Origin of the sequence: Streptomyces sp. NPDC015125, from assembly GCF_043080045.1 — a bacterium.
Taxonomy (GTDB): Bacteria; Actinomycetota; Actinomycetes; order Streptomycetales; family Streptomycetaceae; genus Streptomyces.
Genome location: NZ_JBIBVF010000009.1, coordinates 70,439 through 85,454 on the forward strand (window position 1 = coordinate 70,439; position 15,016 = coordinate 85,454).

Here is a 15,016-nt window from a genome sequence, read left to right on the forward strand (position 1 = left end):
TGCCGGGCGGGTGACGAGCTGGTTGCCGGGAAGAGCGGGGGAGCGCGGGTGGTGCCCCGCCGCGAACCCGGCTGGGTCGTACGCTTCACACATGACTGACGCTGCACAGGAGATGGGCCGGGCCGGCCGCAGGATCCAGGTGGTCGACGAGCTCGCGCCGGAAGAGGCCACGGCCGTCGCCGAGCTGATCGAGCGGGCCGCTCGTACGGACGGGCAGCCCGCCGTGTCCGAGCAGGGGCGGCTGCAGCTGCGCGGGGGCGTGCGCCCTGGCGTACGCCATGTGCTGCTGTACCTGCGTGGTGACGAGGCCGAGGAGCTGGTCGCATACGGGCAGCTGGAGGACACCGACCCGGTGGAGGCACCGGCCGCCGAGCTGGTGGTGCACCCGGGGCACCGCGGCCGCGGACACGGCCGGGCGCTGGGCAGCGAGCTGCTGGAGCAGTCCGGGCGCCGGCTGCGGGTCTGGGCCCACGGCGGGCATCCGGCCGCCCGGCATCTCGCCCAGACCCTGGGACTGACGATGTTCCGGGAGCTGCGCCAGATGCGGCGCTCGCTGACGGATCTGGAGCTGCCGGAGCCGGTGCTCCCCGAGGGGGTCTCCGTAAGGACCTTCCAGCCGGGCACCGATGACGAGGCCTGGCTGGAGGTGAACGCGGAGGCCTTTGCGCACCACCCGGAGCAGGGTTCGCTGATCCAGCGCGATCTGGACGACCGCAAGGGCGAGGCGTGGTTCGATCCGAAGGGCTTCTTCCTGGCGGAGAAGGACGGCCGGCTGGTCGGCTTCCACTGGACCAAGGTGCACGCCGACGAGGGCCTGGGCGAGGTCTATGTGCTCGGGGTGCGGCCGGGCGCCCAGGGCGGCGGCCTGGGCAAGGCGCTGACCTCGGTGGGGCTGCGGCATCTGGCCGGCCAGGGCCTGCCGACGGCGATGCTGTACGTGGACGCGGACAACGCCGCGGCGGTGAGCGTGTACGAGCGGATGGGGTTCGCCACGCACGAGACGGATCTGATGTACCGCTCGGAGACGTGAGCCCTGAGACCTGAGTCCTGAGTTCTCCCGAGCCCTGAGACCTGAGTTCTGAGTTCTCCCGAGCCCTGAGCCCTGAGACCTGAGTTCTGAGACCGGACGGCGGACGAGCGCCTAGCGGACGAGCGCGCGGCGGACGAGCATGCAGCGGGGCGGGCCCACCAGGGTCCGCCCCGTTGTGTCATTGCTGCTGGGCGCGCTCCTCCGGCTGCGCCGGGCCGCCCGTCTCTTCCTGCTGCTGCGGCTGGCACTCGTGCTCTGCGCCCGCCGCCCGTCTCTCCTCCCGCTGCGCCTGGCACCCGTGCTCTGCGCCCGTCACTCGTGCTGCTGTGCCCGCCACTCGCGCGCCAGCATCGCGTAGACGACCTCGTCGGTCCATTCGCCGTCGAGGAACTCGTTCTCCCGCAGATGGCCTTCCCGGCGCATCCCCAGCCGTTCGAGCACCCGGGCCGAGGCGGTGTTGCGCCCGTCCAACTCCGCCTGGATGCGGTGCAGGTGCAGTTCCTCGAAGCCCAGCTTCAGCAAGGCCCGGCTCGCCTCGGTGGCGTAGCCGTGGCCGGCGTGGTCCGGGTGGAAGACATAGCCGATCCCGCCCTGGCGGTGTGCGCGGCTCTTCCAGAAGAAGGTGACGTCGCCGACCAGGATGCCGCTCTCGCGGACGACGACGGCGAGCTGGAGGACGTCGCCGGACTCGCGCAGCGCGGTGCGGGTGGTCTTGGCGGTGACGGAGGCACGGGACCCGGCCTCGTCGAGAGGGCCCCAGTAGAGGTAGCGGCAGACCTCGGGGCGGCGCTGGTAGGCGTGGATCGCGGCGAAATCGTCGTGGATGACGGGGCGCAGATCCAGGCGCTCGGTGCGTATCGGGTAGTCGGGGGTGTACGGCAGCGGCGGCGTCACGGAGGCGGGAAGCGGGGGCACGCCGGCAGCGTAGAGAGCGGAGGTTGACAGCCGCAGCCCATTTCCCCCACCCTTTCACTACTTAATTAGTGGAATGGCTCAGGGGGACGAGTGATGCGGCCAGTGGGTACGGACGAGGTGGCCGGCCGGGCCTCCGGGCGCACCGCCATCGAGGCGATCGGCCTCGGCAGGCGCCACCGCCGCCGCCGCTGGGCGCTGCGCGACTGCACCTTCCGGCTGCCGGCCGGCCGTATCTGTGCACTGGTCGGGCCCAGCGGCGCCGGAAAGAGCACCCTGCTCTCGCTCGTCTCCGGCCTGACCCGCCCCGGTGAGGGGACCGTACGGATCGGTGGCGAGGCCCCGGCCGACGCCGCGGTCCGCGCCCGGACCGCCCACGTCACCCAGGGCAAGCCCCTCTACCCGCGGCTGACGGTCGCCGAGACGCTGCGGATGGGCCGCGCGCTCAACCCCGGCCGCTGGAACGAGCCGTGCGCCGAACGGATCGTCCGGGAGGGCCGGATGCCCCTCGACGCCCGGGTCGGCACCCTCTCCGGCGGGCAGCGCACCTGCCTCGGGCTCGCCCTGGCCTTCGCCAGGAGTCCCGAACTCCTGCTCCTCGACGATCCGTTGGCCGGCCTCGACCCGATCGCCCGGCACCGGTTCACCGCACTGCTGCTGGCCCAGGCCGCCGAGCACGGCACCACCGTCGTGCTGTCGTCGGACCTGCTCGCCGAGCTCGACGGGGTCTGTGACTACCTGCTGGTACTGGGCGGCGGCCGGGTGCGGCTCGCGGGCGAGGTCGATGACGTCATCGGGGCGCACGCCCTGGTGATGGGGACGCACCGGGGCGGCGCGCTGCCGCCCGCGATCGCGGCGCACACGGTCGTCGAAACACAGACGTCAGGGCGTCACTTCACCACCGTCGTACGGCGGAAGGGCCCGGTCGCCGCCGGGCCCTGGGAGACCGCGGACCCGTCCCTGGAGGAACTTCTGCTTGCTTATCTGCGCGCGCCCGACGCGCCCGCGCTGATTGCGCCGAGCGCGGAGCCGGTATCGGCGCGGTCGCGCCGCCCTCCCGGCAACAAGCCGGGGATCCCCGGTATGCCGCGCAACGGGCCGCCCGGCCCGGCAGGCCGTACGGACGGACGGAGTACGGACGGACGGAGTACGGGCGAATGGAGTACGGACGGATGGAAAAGCCCGCCGGGCGGCGCGGCGGGCACACGGCATGACCACCACAGCGGCAAGGGAGCGGCAGCATGACCACCACGGCACACCCCGGCACGAACGGGCGCGGCACAGCGGGCGATCCGGGCGGAACCCGGGAGGCGGGCGGCCTTGCGCCGCTGGGCGGTCTCCTCTGGCTGGTGTGGCGCCAGCACCGGCTGGTCTTCGGCGTGCTGCTGGCCGCGGCGGCCGGCGGCGCGGTCTGGTGCGCGGTGCTGCGCGGCCAGATGGCCGGATTCATCGACGCCCACCACATCGCCGGCTGCTCGCAGATCTCCCTCGATCCGCGCTGCGCCCACACCCAGGAGGCGGTCACCGCTTTCCGTGACACCTACGGCTCGCCCCTGCGACTCGCCGAAGTGGGCCTGGTGCTGCTGCCCGCCCTGACCGGGCTGTTCCTCGGCGCCCCGCTGATCGCCCGCGAGCTGGAGGCCGGTACCCACAAGCTCGTCCTGACCCAGTCCGTCGGCCCGCTGCGCTGGCTGGCGGCGAAGACCGGCCTGCCCGCGCTGGTCGTCCTGACCGCCACCACGGGGCTCTCGCTGGCCTTCAGCTGGCTCTGGCAGGTCGCCGGCGACGAGGTCTCCGGCTTCTACTGGTACTCGGCCCTCGGCTTCCAGGCGCTCGGCCCGGTGCCGGTGGCCTACTCCCTGCTGGCCCTGGCGGTCGGCGTACTGGCCGGTCTGCTGCTGCGCCGTACGGTGCTGTCGATGGGCGTCACGCTCGCCGCCGTGGTGGCGCTGCAGGTGGGGCTGGCCCAGCTCAGGCCCTATCTGCTGCCGGTCGTGACGACCGAGTTCCCGAACCGCCGCCCGGCCCAGCTGCCGGACGACGCCTGGCTCGTCGGACAGGGCAACTACACCCGCTCCGGCGCCCAGCTGCCCGACGTCCCGTGCGATCCCGCCCCCAACTACCAGAACTGTCTGGAGCAGCACGATGTGGCCGGCCAGTACATGGATCACCACCCGGCGTCGCAGCACTGGCCGCTGGCGTGGATCGAGGCCGGGATCGTGCTGGCGGTGGCGGCGGTGCTGACGGTGATCGCCTTCCGGGTGATGCGGCGCCGGCACGGCTGAACCGGGCGCCTCAGGAGCCCGCCGCCGGGGGAGGCGGGCTCCCGGGTTGCGGGATCGGCCGCAGCGGTCCGGTCCCGCAACCCGGGAGGCACCATGCGTGTGACAAAGGCTGCCCCGGGGGAGGCACAGGGGGCGCGCCCCGGCGGCGGCACCCGGCCCCGGCCTCCGGGCCGCACCGCGCCAGGAGCCGCCCCGCCGCGCTCCTGGCGCAGGAGCCGCCCCGCAGCGCTCCTGGCCCCGGCAACGGCTGACGGCCTCCGGCCCCGGCCGGGCAACGGCCCCCGGACGGCCCGGAAAACGCCGGGGAGTAGCACCCCGCTTGCCTGGCCGCCATATCCGCGTTACCGGCGATTCAATATCGCTTGCGAGCATCGGTGAATGCAGCCCGCTGTGCCGAACGGCCCCCACCCGAGGCTCCATCTCGCGCCGCCGCCTCCGTCTGACGCGCCTGGAACCCCCCGGACGCGGAAGAATAGGTTCATGAAGCAGCAGCCCAGCGCTCAGGCACAGGCCCAGCCCGAGGTGCCCACCCCGCAGCCCCCGCGGGCCGCGGCGCCCTCGGCCCAGCCTTCCGTGGGTTCCATCGCCGCGCACCGCCCACAGGCGGTCCGGGGCACGGTGCCCGGCCTGGAGCCCGACCTGGACGCCGACCCCGACGCGTACGAGGACGAGGGCGTGGTCGGCGCGGACGGCGAGGAACTGCCCAGCGGACGGTTCCTGGACCGCGAGCGCAGCTGGCTGGCCTTCAACGAGCGGGTGCTCGAACTGGCCGAGGACCCGGCCACCCCCCTCCTCGAACGGGCGAACTTCCTGGCGATTTTCGCCAGCAATCTGGACGAGTTCTTCATGGTCCGGGTGGCCGGACTCAAGCGACGGATAGCCACCGGCGTCGCCACCCGCTCCGCGTCCGGACTCCAGCCCCGCGAGGTACTGGACCTGATCTGGACCCGCTCGCGCGAACTCATGGCCCGGCACGCCGCCTGCTTCCAGCAGGACATCGCCCCCGAGCTCGCCGACCAGGGCATTCATCTGATCCGCTGGCCCGAGCTGACCGAGAAGGAGCAGGCCCGCCTGTTCACCCTCTTCCGCCAGCAGATCTTCCCGGTGCTCACCCCCCTGGCGGTGGACCCCGCGCACCCCTTCCCGTACATCTCCGGCCTCTCGCTGAACCTGGCCGTCGTCGTACGCAACCCGGTCAGCGGGCACGACCACTTTGCCCGCGTGAAGGTGCCACCGCTGCTCTCCCGCTTCCTGGAGGCCTCTCCGCAGCGCTACGTCCCCATCGAGGACGTCATCGCCGCCCACCTGGAGGAGCTGTTCCCGGGGATGGAGGTGCGGGCGCACCACATGTTCCGGGTGACCCGCAACGAAGACCTGGAGGTCGAGGAGGACGACGCGGAGAACCTCCTCCAGGCCCTGGAGAAGGAGCTGATGCGGCGCCGCTTCGGGCCGCCGGTCCGTCTGGAGGTCGAGGAGTCCATCGACCCGGCGGTGCTCGATCTGCTCGTCCAGGAGCTGAAGATCTCCGACGCCGAGGTCTATCCGCTGCCCGGCCCGCTGGACCTGACCGGCCTCTTCGGGATTGGCGCGCTGGACCGGCCCGAGCTCAAGTACCCCAAGTTCGTCGCCGGCACCCACCGTGACCTCGCCGAGGTGGAATCGGCGTCCGCGCCGGACATCTTCGCCGCCCTGCGCGCCCGCGATGTGCTCCTCCACCACCCTTACGACTCCTTCTCCACCTCCGTGCAGGCGTTCCTGGAGCAGGCCGCCGCCGATCCGGACGTCCTCGCCATCAAGCAGACGCTCTACCGCACCTCCGGCGACTCGCCGATCGTGGACGCCTTGATAGACGCCGCGGAATCCGGCAAGCAGGTTCTCGTCCTCGTCGAGATCAAGGCCCGCTTCGACGAACAGGCCAACATCAAGTGGGCGCGCAAGCTGGAGGAGTCCGGCTGCCATGTCGTCTACGGGCTGGTCGGCCTCAAGACGCACTCCAAGCTCTCGCTCGTCGTCCGCCAGGAAGGCGAGATGCTGCGCCGCTACTCCCATGTGGGGACCGGCAATTACCACCCCAAGACGGCCCGGCTTTACGAGGACCTCGGCCTGCTGACCGCCGACCCGCAGGTCGGCGCCGACCTCTCCGACCTCTTCAACCGGCTCTCCGGCTACTCACGCCGCGAGACCTACCGCCGTCTCCTGGTCGCCCCCAAATCCCTGCGGGACGGCCTGATACAGCGCATCAACAAGGAGATCACGCACCAGGGGGCGGGCGGTCCCGCCTACGTCCGCATCAAGGTCAATTCGATGGTCGACGAGGCCGTCATCGACGCGCTCTACCGCGCCTCCCAGGCCGGCGTCCCGGTCGATGTCTGGGTACGCGGCATCTGCGCGCTGCGTCCGGGAGTCACCGGCCTGAGCGAGAACATCCGCGTCCGCAGCATCCTCGGCCGCTTCCTGGAACACTCCCGGGTCTTCATCTTCGGCAACGGCGGCGAGCCCGAAGTGTGGCTGGGCAGCGCCGACATGATGCACCGCAACCTCGACCGCCGGATCGAGGCGCTGGTACGGGTCACCGACCCGGCGCACCGCGCCTCCCTCAACCGGATGCTGGAGACGGGGATGTCGGACACCACGTCCTCCTGGCACCTCGGCCAGGACGGCGACTGGACCCGGCATGCGGCGGACGCGGACGGCGCGCCGCTGCGCAACATTCAGGAAATGCTCATCGACGCCCGGAGGCGCCGGCGTGGCCCAGCGACATGACCAGCCGACCGGAGGGCCCGCGGGTCTCATCGGCACCGGATACGAGCCCGGCGGAGCGCCCGGAGCCCGTTCGGCAGTGGTGGACGGCCCGTACCCAGGAGGCGACGGCACACCACGGCCGGACGACGCCACCCGCGGCCGGGACGGCACCGCGTACCGGCCGCTTATGACCCACGACTCCGCCGGCGACGACCCCGGCACGGGCGCTGGTCCCGGCACGGGCACAGGTTCCGGCACGGGCAGGGGCACTGGTCCCGGCACCGGCACTGGCACCGGCACCGGCGGCACCGACATCAGTGCCGCCCTCGCCGCCCGCACAGCCGAGGAGGTCCTTGCCGACTATCTGCACCAGCAGTCCGCGGAATTCCTGCGCAGCCTGCGCCTGCACCGGGAGAGCGGTTCGGACGTGGAGGGCGCCGGCGAGGCCGCCCGCCAGCTGCGCCGCGCCGCCCGCCGGATCAGCGCCACCCTGCACACCTTCCGCCCGCTGACCGAGGAGGCCTGGGCCGACCAGCTCAGCTCCGAACTGGGCTGGCTGTCCGGCGCGCTGGCCCGCGAACAGGCCTGCGCCGCGCGCCGCGAGCGGCTGATGACGGCACTGCAGCGGCTGACGGGCCGCGGCGACCGGCCCGAACGCGCTGACCGGACTGGCCGCGCCGACCGGAACGACCGCCTGGGCCGGCCGGACCGGAGCAAACGGGGAGGCCGCACGACCACGGGCTCCGCCACGGGGCCCGCCAGGGGCACTGCCACGGGTCCCGCCTCGGGCTCCGCCACCGACCCCACCGCTCTGACCGCCCTGTCGTCCGCCGCGTCGTCCGCAACTCCCGCCGCAACGTCCGCCACCGACCCGGATCCCGACGGCGCACTGTCGGCCGGTGCGGCTCGGGCCGGCGCACTGCTGGACCGCCAGCTCACCCTCGCCCGCACCCGCGCCCACTCCGCCGCGCTGCAGGCCCTGGGCTCCTCCCGTTTCCACGCGGTCGCCGACTCCGTGGCGGTACTCGCCTCCGAGGCGCCGCTCGCCCGTACGACCACCGAGCTGCCCGCCGCCGAGGCGCTGCCGCCGCTCGCCGAGCAGGCCCACCGACGGCTCGCGGAGGCGGTCGCCGCACTGCCGCTGTCCCGTGCCGGATACCCGTACAACGCCGCCGCGCTCGTCGCCGACCAGCGCCAGGACGCGCCCTGGCACCAGGTCCGGCTGCTGGTGCGGCTGAGCCGCTACGCCCGGGAGGTGCTCGCGCCGGAGTACGCCGACTTCCGGCTGGCGGAGGCCGGCCGGGCGCTGGAGTGGCACCGCGACGCCGCGGAGGCCGCCGCCGCGGCCGCCGCCGCGGCCCGCACCCCCCGGATCGCCCCGGCCACGGCATACGCCCTGGGAGTGCTGCATGCCGACCAGCGACACGAAGTGGAGGCGGCCCGCTTCGCCTTCGGCCGGGTGTGGCTGCCGCGGACGCCGGATCGGACGAACTGAGAACGAAGGGACGGGCTGAGGAGACGGCGGGAAGGGCTGAGGAGACGGGGGGAACCGCAGCGGAGACGGCGGGAAGGGTCGAGAAAACGGCGGGAAGGGCTGAGCACACGGAGTGGGCTGAAGGAACGGCAGACGGAAAGGGGTGATGATGTGACGGTGCCTCAGAAGCCAATTCGAGCAGCGGGATGTGTCCTGTGGCGTCGCGCGGCGACCGAGGACGGGCTGGAGATCGCGCTCGTCCACCGCCCCAAGTACGACGACTGGTCCCACCCCAAAGGCAAGCTGAAGCGCGGCGAGGACGCGCTGGCCGGCGCGGTGCGCGAGGTGGCGGAGGAGACCGGCATGGAGTGCCGGCCCGGTGCCCCGCTGCCCACCTCCTTCTACCTGGCCAACGGCCGCCCCAAGCAGGTCCGCTACTGGGCGGCAGAAGCGGTCGCCGGAGCCTTCACCCCGAACAGCGAGGTCGACCGCATGGTGTGGCTCCCGCCCACCGACGCCCGCCTCCGCCTCACCCAGGAACGCGACCGGCCCCTGGTGGACGCCTTGCTCGCGGCGCTGCATCTGGCGTGAGGGCGCGGCCGAAGACCCAGCCTCTTGGCAGGCTTCGCCCCGCAGACGTGACGAGGGCCCTCCCCGGGATGTGGGGGAGAGCCCTCGGCTGTGCGTGGGGGGTCAGCTGGACTGGCCCTTGGCGTACTCGACGAAGTGGCTCCACCCCGACGCAGGGAAAGCGAGAGCCGGGCCGTTCGGGTCCTTGCTGTCCCGGACCGGAACGACACCGTGGGCCGCCGCGTGCTCCGGTGCCCACTCGATGCACTGTCCGCCGTTGTTGCTGTACGAGGATTTGACCCATCGGAGGGATTCGGTCACGGGGTGCCCTTTCGCAACTCATTGATCATGGCTACGGTCGCCGCCTGCGAGCGGGCGTCGGCCTGTAGCTGATGGTAGGCCGTCAATATGGGCAGCACCGAGGTGCTTTCCCGCTCCAGATGGCCCCGTTGTGACGACTCCGCGTACGACATGAGTGAGCGGTCCGGCAGCGTCAACACAGTGATGGGCAGATCGAACGGCCGGTGCTCTCCCATGCCGAACGGGGCGACGTGGAGCACCGTGTTCGGCAGCTCGGCGAACTCGACCAGTCGCGCCAACTGGGCGTCCATGACGGCGGATCCACCGATGGGCCGACGGATGCAGCTCTCGTCCAGCACCACGAACACCAGCGGCGGGGGTGTACGGACCAGCGCCCCTTGCCGTTCCGCCACGAGCGACACCCGCTCGTGCGCCTGCTCGGGCGTGATCGCTCCGCGCTTTACGGCACTCCCCGCGAGCACGGACGCATACTCCGGGGTCTGGAGCAGGCCGGGAACGACGCCCACTTCGTAGAGCCGGATCTCCGCTGCCCGGCCCTCGTGGCCGACGTACTCCGGGAAACCCTCCAACAGGCTGCCGTGCCGGATCTCGCGCCACTGACGTTCGAACGTGTCCACGGTGCCTTCGGTGCCGAACGCGCGGTCCGCGCTGCGCGAAAAGCGCAGAGTCGGGGGCTTCCGACCAGTTTCGACAGCGGACACGTGCGTACTGGAATACCCCAGCCGCTCGGCAAGCTCATCTTGAGTCCAGCCACGTGTTTCTCGTGAGCTGCGTAAACGCGCCCCGAAGGCTTCCCGAGGGCTGCGCTCCGGCGTCAACTCCTTGCGATTCAAGGGGCTTTCACCAACGCTTCCTCCTCCTCTGACAGGTTGAACGGCTTCTGACTCTAGGCCACGCTGAATCGCCCCGGTAGTGGAATCGCTACAGAGAGGAGTCACTGTTGAGTCGGAAAGACACTCCCCCCGATCCCCCCACTGCTCAGCACCGCAACGACGCGGACGAGCCGACCGGCGGGCCCGTGCCCGTGGACGGCTGCGTGCTCAACAGCCCTGCTGCCGACGACGATCCGGAGCACGAGCGGGCCGCCGACAACGACAGCGAAGCCTTGACCCGCCTTCGCGCACGCATGCATCAGGACTACGCGCGGTGGCAGCAGTACGGACCGCTGGGGCGGTCGCTGTGAGCTGTGACGAGTGCCGGACGTTGCGAGCCGAACTGGCGGATGCCGAAAGGAACGGCGACAAGACGAAGGCCGTCGACTGCCGCGTGTTGCTGCGGCGGCATCCCCAGCACGACGGAGTGCCGGTGGAGAGCAAGGCGGAGCAGTGGGTCCCCCGGCCGTAGGGACCACCGCCGCCGACCCCTTCGCGGGCACGCCGTACGAGAACAGCCCCCAAGGGCCATGGACGCCGTACGGAGGCGCGCTGGACGTGACGTCCGGTGTGGTCCACATCCCCCGTCCCGGCGCCCTTGATCCGGACGACAGACCCCTCCGCCACCGGCGTGGACGGGGCGTCACACCGCTTGCGGGCCGGACCTGTCCCGGGCCGGTATCTCCCTGCCGATCCGCACCGGGGCAAATCGGTCATGTCCCTCTCAAGTCGCGCAATATTCTGGGCGACTCCCTTGAAGCGCCACCGGCTGCAACGACGGCCGGCTCGGAGGATTTTTTCCCGTCAACCTGGCCGTCGCACCAGCAGGCGGGGGAAAGGGGCGGCGGCTCTATTTCATGGGTTTACACTGCCTGCATGGCACAGAAAGTAATCACCATCTTCACAGACGACCTCACGGGCGAAGAGTCCACCGAGGCCGCAACGCACACTCTTTCTCTTGACGGTGTGACTTACGAGATCGATTTGAGTCCGGACAGCTACGACCAGCTGCTGGAAGCCGTTGGGCCGTTCTTGAAGGCCGGTCGCAAGTCCGGGAAGGGCCGTAAGCCGCGTAAGGCGGCAGGCGGCAATGAGGACACTGCCGCGATCCGGGCCTGGGCCAAGTCGAGCGGCTACAACGTCAGCGACCGCGGGCGGGTGCCCGCTGAGATTCGCGAGGCGTACCAAAAGGCCAAGTGAATTTTTTGTATAAACCGGAAGCCCCTCACCGCGTGTGAGGGGCTTCTTTGTGTCCGGTTCCGGCAAGGCCGCCCTGCCCGTGGCGGGCGGCGGCAGCCCGGAGTTGCGGGGAATGGAAAGGAACAATCAAGGAGCCATTCTTTTCCCGGGACAATCCGAACGTCGCCACCGCTGCGGTGCATTGCGGGCAGAGGGAGAGAGCACCCCCGGCGCAGAGGCGCAGAGGGGTAGAGGGGCAGAGGGGGGAGGGCGCGGGCCGCTGCCCCGGACCCGGCCCGGGGCAGCGGCGTCGCCCAAGGGTCAGCGGCGTCGCAGGGACGCGTCCGCGATGGCCGGCGGTGCGTAGTAGTTGTCGGCCGGGTTGAGGTCGGTGCCGGGCGGCACGATCGCGTCGATCCGGTCCAGGACGTCCGCGCCGAGCGTGACCTCGGAGCCCTCCAGCATGCTGTCGAGCTGGTCGAGGGTGCGCGGGCCGATGATCACGGAGGTCACCGCGGGGTGGGACCGTACGAAGGCCGTCGCCAGATGCGGCAGCGTGAGGCCCGCCTCCGCCGCGACCTTCGACAGCGCGGCGACCGCCTCCGCCTTCCGGGCGTTCTCCGGGACCGACGGATCGAACTTCTGGCTCTCCAGGCCGGCGCGCGAACTGGCGGAGAGGTCGCGGCCGGAGAGCCAGCCGGCGCTGAGCGGGCCCCAGGTCAGCACGCCCATCCCGTAGCGCTGCGCGGTCGGCAGCACCGCGCTCTCCACGCCGCGCGCCAGCATCGAGTAGGGCGGCTGCTCGGTGCGGAAGCGGACATGGCCGCGGCGCTCGGCGGTCCACTGCGCCTCGACGAGGTGCTCGGCGGGGAAGGTCGAGGTGCCGATCGCCCGCACCTTGCCGGACCGTACGAGGTCCGAGAGCGCGGAGAGCGTCTCGTCGATATCGGTGGCCGGGTCGGGCCGGTGCACCTGGTAGAGGTCGAGGTAGTCGGTGTCCAGCCGGCGCAGGCTGTCCTCCACCGCGCGCACGATCCAGCGCCGGGAGCTGCCGCCGTGGTTGGCGTCCGGCCCCATCGAGTGGAAGAACTTCGTGGCCAGGACGACGTCCTCGCGGCGCCCCTTGAGCGCCTTGCCGACGATCTCCTCGGACTCGCCCGCGGCGTACACGTCCGCGGTGTCCACGAAGTTGATACCGGCGTCCAGCGCACGGTGCACGATCCGTACGCAGTCGTCGTGATCGGTGTTGCCCCAGGCGCCGAGCATCATCGCGCCGAGCGCGTACTCGCTGACCGAGATGCCGGTACCGCCGAGGATCCTGCGCTGCATGAGCTGCTCCTTATGCCAGATGCGAGAGGTGAGAGGTGAGAGGTGAGAGGTGAGATGCGAGTTCTCAGGGGTCGCCAGGTGAGTGCTGTGGGTGTTCTCAGGGAGTCGCTGTGCGCGTTCTCAGGGATTGGCATGCGCGTTCTCCGGGGCCGCTCCGGGCCCTCCGGGGTGTGCCGGAGCGGCCCGGGGGCGCCCCCGAGGTGTGTGTCCACCACCTTGGTGCCCGTACGGGGAGCGGACCAGGCCCGTCGCAGCCTGGGTCCGGCGGAACCACCCGACCGGTGGTGCATCGCATACTGGACCGATGCTGCACGCGGAAATCGAGATCGGCTCGTTCCTCAAGGCGCGCCGGGCGGCGCTCGACCCGGCGGACCTCGGCCTGCCCGGCGGGATCAGCCGCCGCCGGGTGCGCGGTCTGCGGCGCGAGGAGGTCGCCCAGCTCGCCGGCATCAGCGTCGACTACTACACCCGCATCGAGCAGGGCCGTGCGCATGCCATCTCCGACTCCGTCCTGGACGCGATCGCGCGGGCGCTGCGGTTGTCCGGCGGCGAAATGGCGTATCTGCGCAATGTCGCGGTACCCCGGCGCCGCACGGCGGACTGCGTCGCCGTCCCGGGCGAGGGGGGCGGCCCCTGCACCGCCCCCCGGCAGACCGTGCGCCCCGAGATCCAGCGGCTCCTGGACGCGATGGCGACCACCGTCCCGGCCATGGTCCTCGGGCGCGGCCTGGACATCCTGGCCTGGAACGCGCTCGGCGGCCGGATCTCCTTCGACCTCCCGGCGCTCGCCCCGGACCGGCGCAACACCGCGCTGCTGGTCTTCCTCGACCCGGCGGCGCGCGCCCTGCACCCGGACTGGGAGGCGAAGGCGGTGGAGGTGGTCGGCAATCTGCGTGCGGAGAGCGGGCGGCACCCCGAGGACCCACGGATCTGCGAGGTGGTCAATGAACTCCTCGCGCAGAGCCGGGACTTCCGGCGGATCTGGGAGACCCAGTCGGTGTTCGAGTGCCTGCGCGGCACCAAGTCCCTCCTGCATCCGCACGTCGGCGAGCTGGTGCTCACCTTCGAGAGCTTCCGGCTGAGCACCGACTCGGACCAGGCGCTCGTGACGTACACGGCCGAGCGCGGGTCGAAGACGGAGGGGCGGCTGCGGGAACTGGGGGCCTTCGGGCACCGGGTGCTGACCGCGTAGCGACGGGCGCGCGCTGCTGCCCGCGGGCCTCAGCGGACGGCGCTTGTCCTCACGCTTCCCACCGCACTCCCCACGGCGCTTGTCCTCACGCTTCCCACCGCACTCCCCACCGCACTCCCCACCGCGCTGCCCCTGGGCGCAAGCGCCTCCCACCGCACGGTGACCTCTCCCTGCCGCCTGCGCCGCGGGTCACCGGTCAGCGGCCAGTCCGTGGCCAGGGCCTGTACGGCGGCGCGCCACCGCTGGCGGGCGCCGAGCGCGCCGAGCGGGGCGGCGGTGGCCCAGGCGCGGTCGAAGTCCCGCAGGAAGGCGTGGACCGGCTCACCCGGCACATTGCGGTGGATCAGCGCCTTGGGGAGGCGTTCTGCCAGGTCAGAGGGTGTGTGGAGGGAGCTGAGGCGGGTGGCGAAGGTGACCGTGCGCGGGCCCTCGGGGCCCAGCGCCACCCAGACGTGCCGTCGCCCTATCTCGTCGCAGGTGCCCTCGACCAGCAGCCCGCCGGGCGCCAGCCGTGCGCACAGCCGCTGCCACACGGCGGCCACTGCGTCCTCGTCGTACTGCCGCAGCACATTCGCGGCCCGGATGAGGACCGGCGCCCGCTTGCGCTGCCCCGGCAGCGGAACCTCGAAGCCGCCGTGGAGGAAGTCCAGCCCCGCCCGCTCGTACGGCCGGGCGGCCTCGACCCGCGCCGGATCTATCTCTATGCCGACGACCCGGGCGTCCGGGCGCACCGTCCGCAGCCGGCTCAGCAGCTCCACCGCGGTCCAGGGGGCGGCGCCGTAGCCGAGATCGACCGCCACGGGGTCGGCGGCACGGCGCAGCGCGGCGCCGTGCTCGGCGGCTATCCAGCGGTCCATACGGCGCAGCCGGTTGGGGTTGGTGGTCCCGCGGGTGGCGTTTCCGACGGGCCGGGACTGCGCGGGTATCAGAGCGGCGGAGGAGACGGGGGGCACAGGGGACACGGAGGACACGGGGGAGATGCGGGAGATGCGGGAGGCGGGGGAGGCGGGGGAGGCGGGGGAGGCGCTGGGACGGCGGACCATGTCCTCGAGGGTATGGGGTGGCCGCGGGAAAGCCGCCCGGCCAGGCGCCTATGGCCCCCGCTTGGTC

General features: G+C 71.9%; 15 protein-coding genes. 10 read left to right on the forward strand and 5 right to left on the reverse strand.

Annotated elements, in window-relative coordinates; all coding sequences use genetic code 11:
• Nucleotides 1-91: 91 nt before the first annotated feature.
• Complete coding sequence (mshD, locus tag ACF088_RS20715) at nt 92-1,030, forward strand: mycothiol synthase (protein WP_392377234.1); 939 nt, start codon at nt 92-94, stop codon at nt 1,028-1,030.
• A 312-nt stretch (nt 1,031-1,342) separates the two neighbouring features.
• Here mshD and ACF088_RS20720 read toward each other — a convergent pair whose 3' ends face one another.
• Nucleotides 1,343-1,945 (reverse strand): GNAT family N-acetyltransferase, encoded by a 603-nt coding sequence (locus ACF088_RS20720; RefSeq protein WP_392377235.1) that lies wholly within the window; start codon nt 1,943-1,945, stop codon nt 1,343-1,345.
• Between the two features lie 93 nt (nt 1,946-2,038).
• Here ACF088_RS20720 and ACF088_RS20725 point away from each other — a divergent pair, with 93 nt between their 5' ends.
• From ACF088_RS20725 to ACF088_RS20745, 5 genes are all read left to right on the forward strand, one after another.
• Nucleotides 2,039-3,187 carry an ATP-binding cassette domain-containing protein gene (locus ACF088_RS20725; RefSeq protein ID WP_392377379.1) on the forward strand — a complete coding sequence of 383 codons (1,149 nt, stop codon included), beginning with the start codon at nt 2,039-2,041 and terminating at the stop codon, nt 3,185-3,187.
• Complete coding sequence (locus tag ACF088_RS20730; protein WP_392377236.1) at nt 3,184-4,227, forward strand: ABC transporter permease; 1,044 nt, start codon at nt 3,184-3,186, stop codon at nt 4,225-4,227. The genes ACF088_RS20725 and ACF088_RS20730 overlap by 4 nt, the downstream gene beginning before the upstream one ends.
• Before the next feature lie 480 nt (nt 4,228-4,707).
• A complete protein-coding gene (locus ACF088_RS20735) occupies nt 4,708-6,990 on the forward strand; it encodes an RNA degradosome polyphosphate kinase (RefSeq protein WP_392377237.1) in 2,283 nt (760 codons plus the stop codon).
• Entirely contained in the window at nt 6,902-8,464 is a 1,563-nt protein-coding gene (locus ACF088_RS20740) for a CHAD domain-containing protein (RefSeq protein ID WP_392377238.1), read from the forward strand. Before ACF088_RS20735 ends, ACF088_RS20740 begins: the two co-directional genes overlap by 89 nt.
• Nucleotides 8,465-8,614: 150 nt before the next feature.
• On the forward strand, nt 8,615-9,034 hold the full coding sequence (locus ACF088_RS20745; RefSeq protein ID WP_392377239.1) for an NUDIX hydrolase: 420 nt from the start codon (nt 8,615-8,617) through the stop codon (nt 9,032-9,034).
• A 102-nt stretch (nt 9,035-9,136) separates the two neighbouring features.
• Here the strand turns inward: ACF088_RS20745 and ACF088_RS20750 are convergent, their stop codons facing one another.
• Nucleotides 9,137-9,334 carry a DUF397 domain-containing protein gene (locus ACF088_RS20750; protein ID WP_392377240.1) on the reverse strand — a complete coding sequence of 66 codons (198 nt, stop codon included), beginning with the start codon at nt 9,332-9,334 and terminating at the stop codon, nt 9,137-9,139.
• The gene (locus ACF088_RS20755) at nt 9,331-10,167 is read right to left on the reverse strand and encodes a Scr1 family TA system antitoxin-like transcriptional regulator (RefSeq protein ID WP_392377241.1); all 837 of its coding nucleotides are present in this window, start codon (nt 10,165-10,167) and stop codon (nt 9,331-9,333) included. The genes ACF088_RS20750 and ACF088_RS20755 overlap by 4 nt, the downstream gene beginning before the upstream one ends.
• A gap of 107 nt (nt 10,168-10,274) precedes the next feature.
• Between ACF088_RS20755 and ACF088_RS20760 the strand changes: the two genes are divergently transcribed.
• From ACF088_RS20760 to ACF088_RS20770, 3 genes are all read left to right on the forward strand, one after another.
• Entirely contained in the window at nt 10,275-10,517 is a 243-nt protein-coding gene (locus ACF088_RS20760; RefSeq protein WP_392377242.1) for a hypothetical protein, read from the forward strand.
• The gene (locus ACF088_RS20765) at nt 10,514-10,678 is read left to right on the forward strand and encodes a hypothetical protein (protein ID WP_392377243.1); all 165 of its coding nucleotides are present in this window, start codon (nt 10,514-10,516) and stop codon (nt 10,676-10,678) included. Before ACF088_RS20760 ends, ACF088_RS20765 begins: the two co-directional genes overlap by 4 nt.
• Nucleotides 10,679-11,082: 404 nt before the next feature.
• Entirely contained in the window at nt 11,083-11,406 is a 324-nt protein-coding gene (locus ACF088_RS20770; RefSeq protein WP_392377244.1) for an Lsr2 family protein, read from the forward strand.
• A 300-nt stretch (nt 11,407-11,706) separates the two neighbouring features.
• Here ACF088_RS20770 and ACF088_RS20775 read toward each other — a convergent pair whose 3' ends face one another.
• Nucleotides 11,707-12,714: an aldo/keto reductase gene (locus ACF088_RS20775; protein ID WP_392377245.1), complete on the reverse strand. Its 1,008-nt coding sequence runs from the start codon at nt 12,712-12,714 to the stop codon at nt 11,707-11,709.
• A gap of 304 nt (nt 12,715-13,018) precedes the next feature.
• On the opposite strand from ACF088_RS20775, the gene ACF088_RS20780 reads away from it, so the two are divergent.
• A complete protein-coding gene (locus tag ACF088_RS20780; RefSeq protein WP_392377246.1) occupies nt 13,019-13,906 on the forward strand; it encodes a helix-turn-helix domain-containing protein in 888 nt (295 codons plus the stop codon).
• Nucleotides 13,907-13,935: 29 nt separating this feature from the next.
• On the opposite strand, the gene ACF088_RS20785 is transcribed toward ACF088_RS20780, so the two are convergent.
• Entirely contained in the window at nt 13,936-14,877 is a 942-nt protein-coding gene (locus ACF088_RS20785) for a class I SAM-dependent methyltransferase (protein WP_392377380.1), read from the reverse strand.
• Nucleotides 14,878-15,016 lie beyond the last annotated feature (139 nt).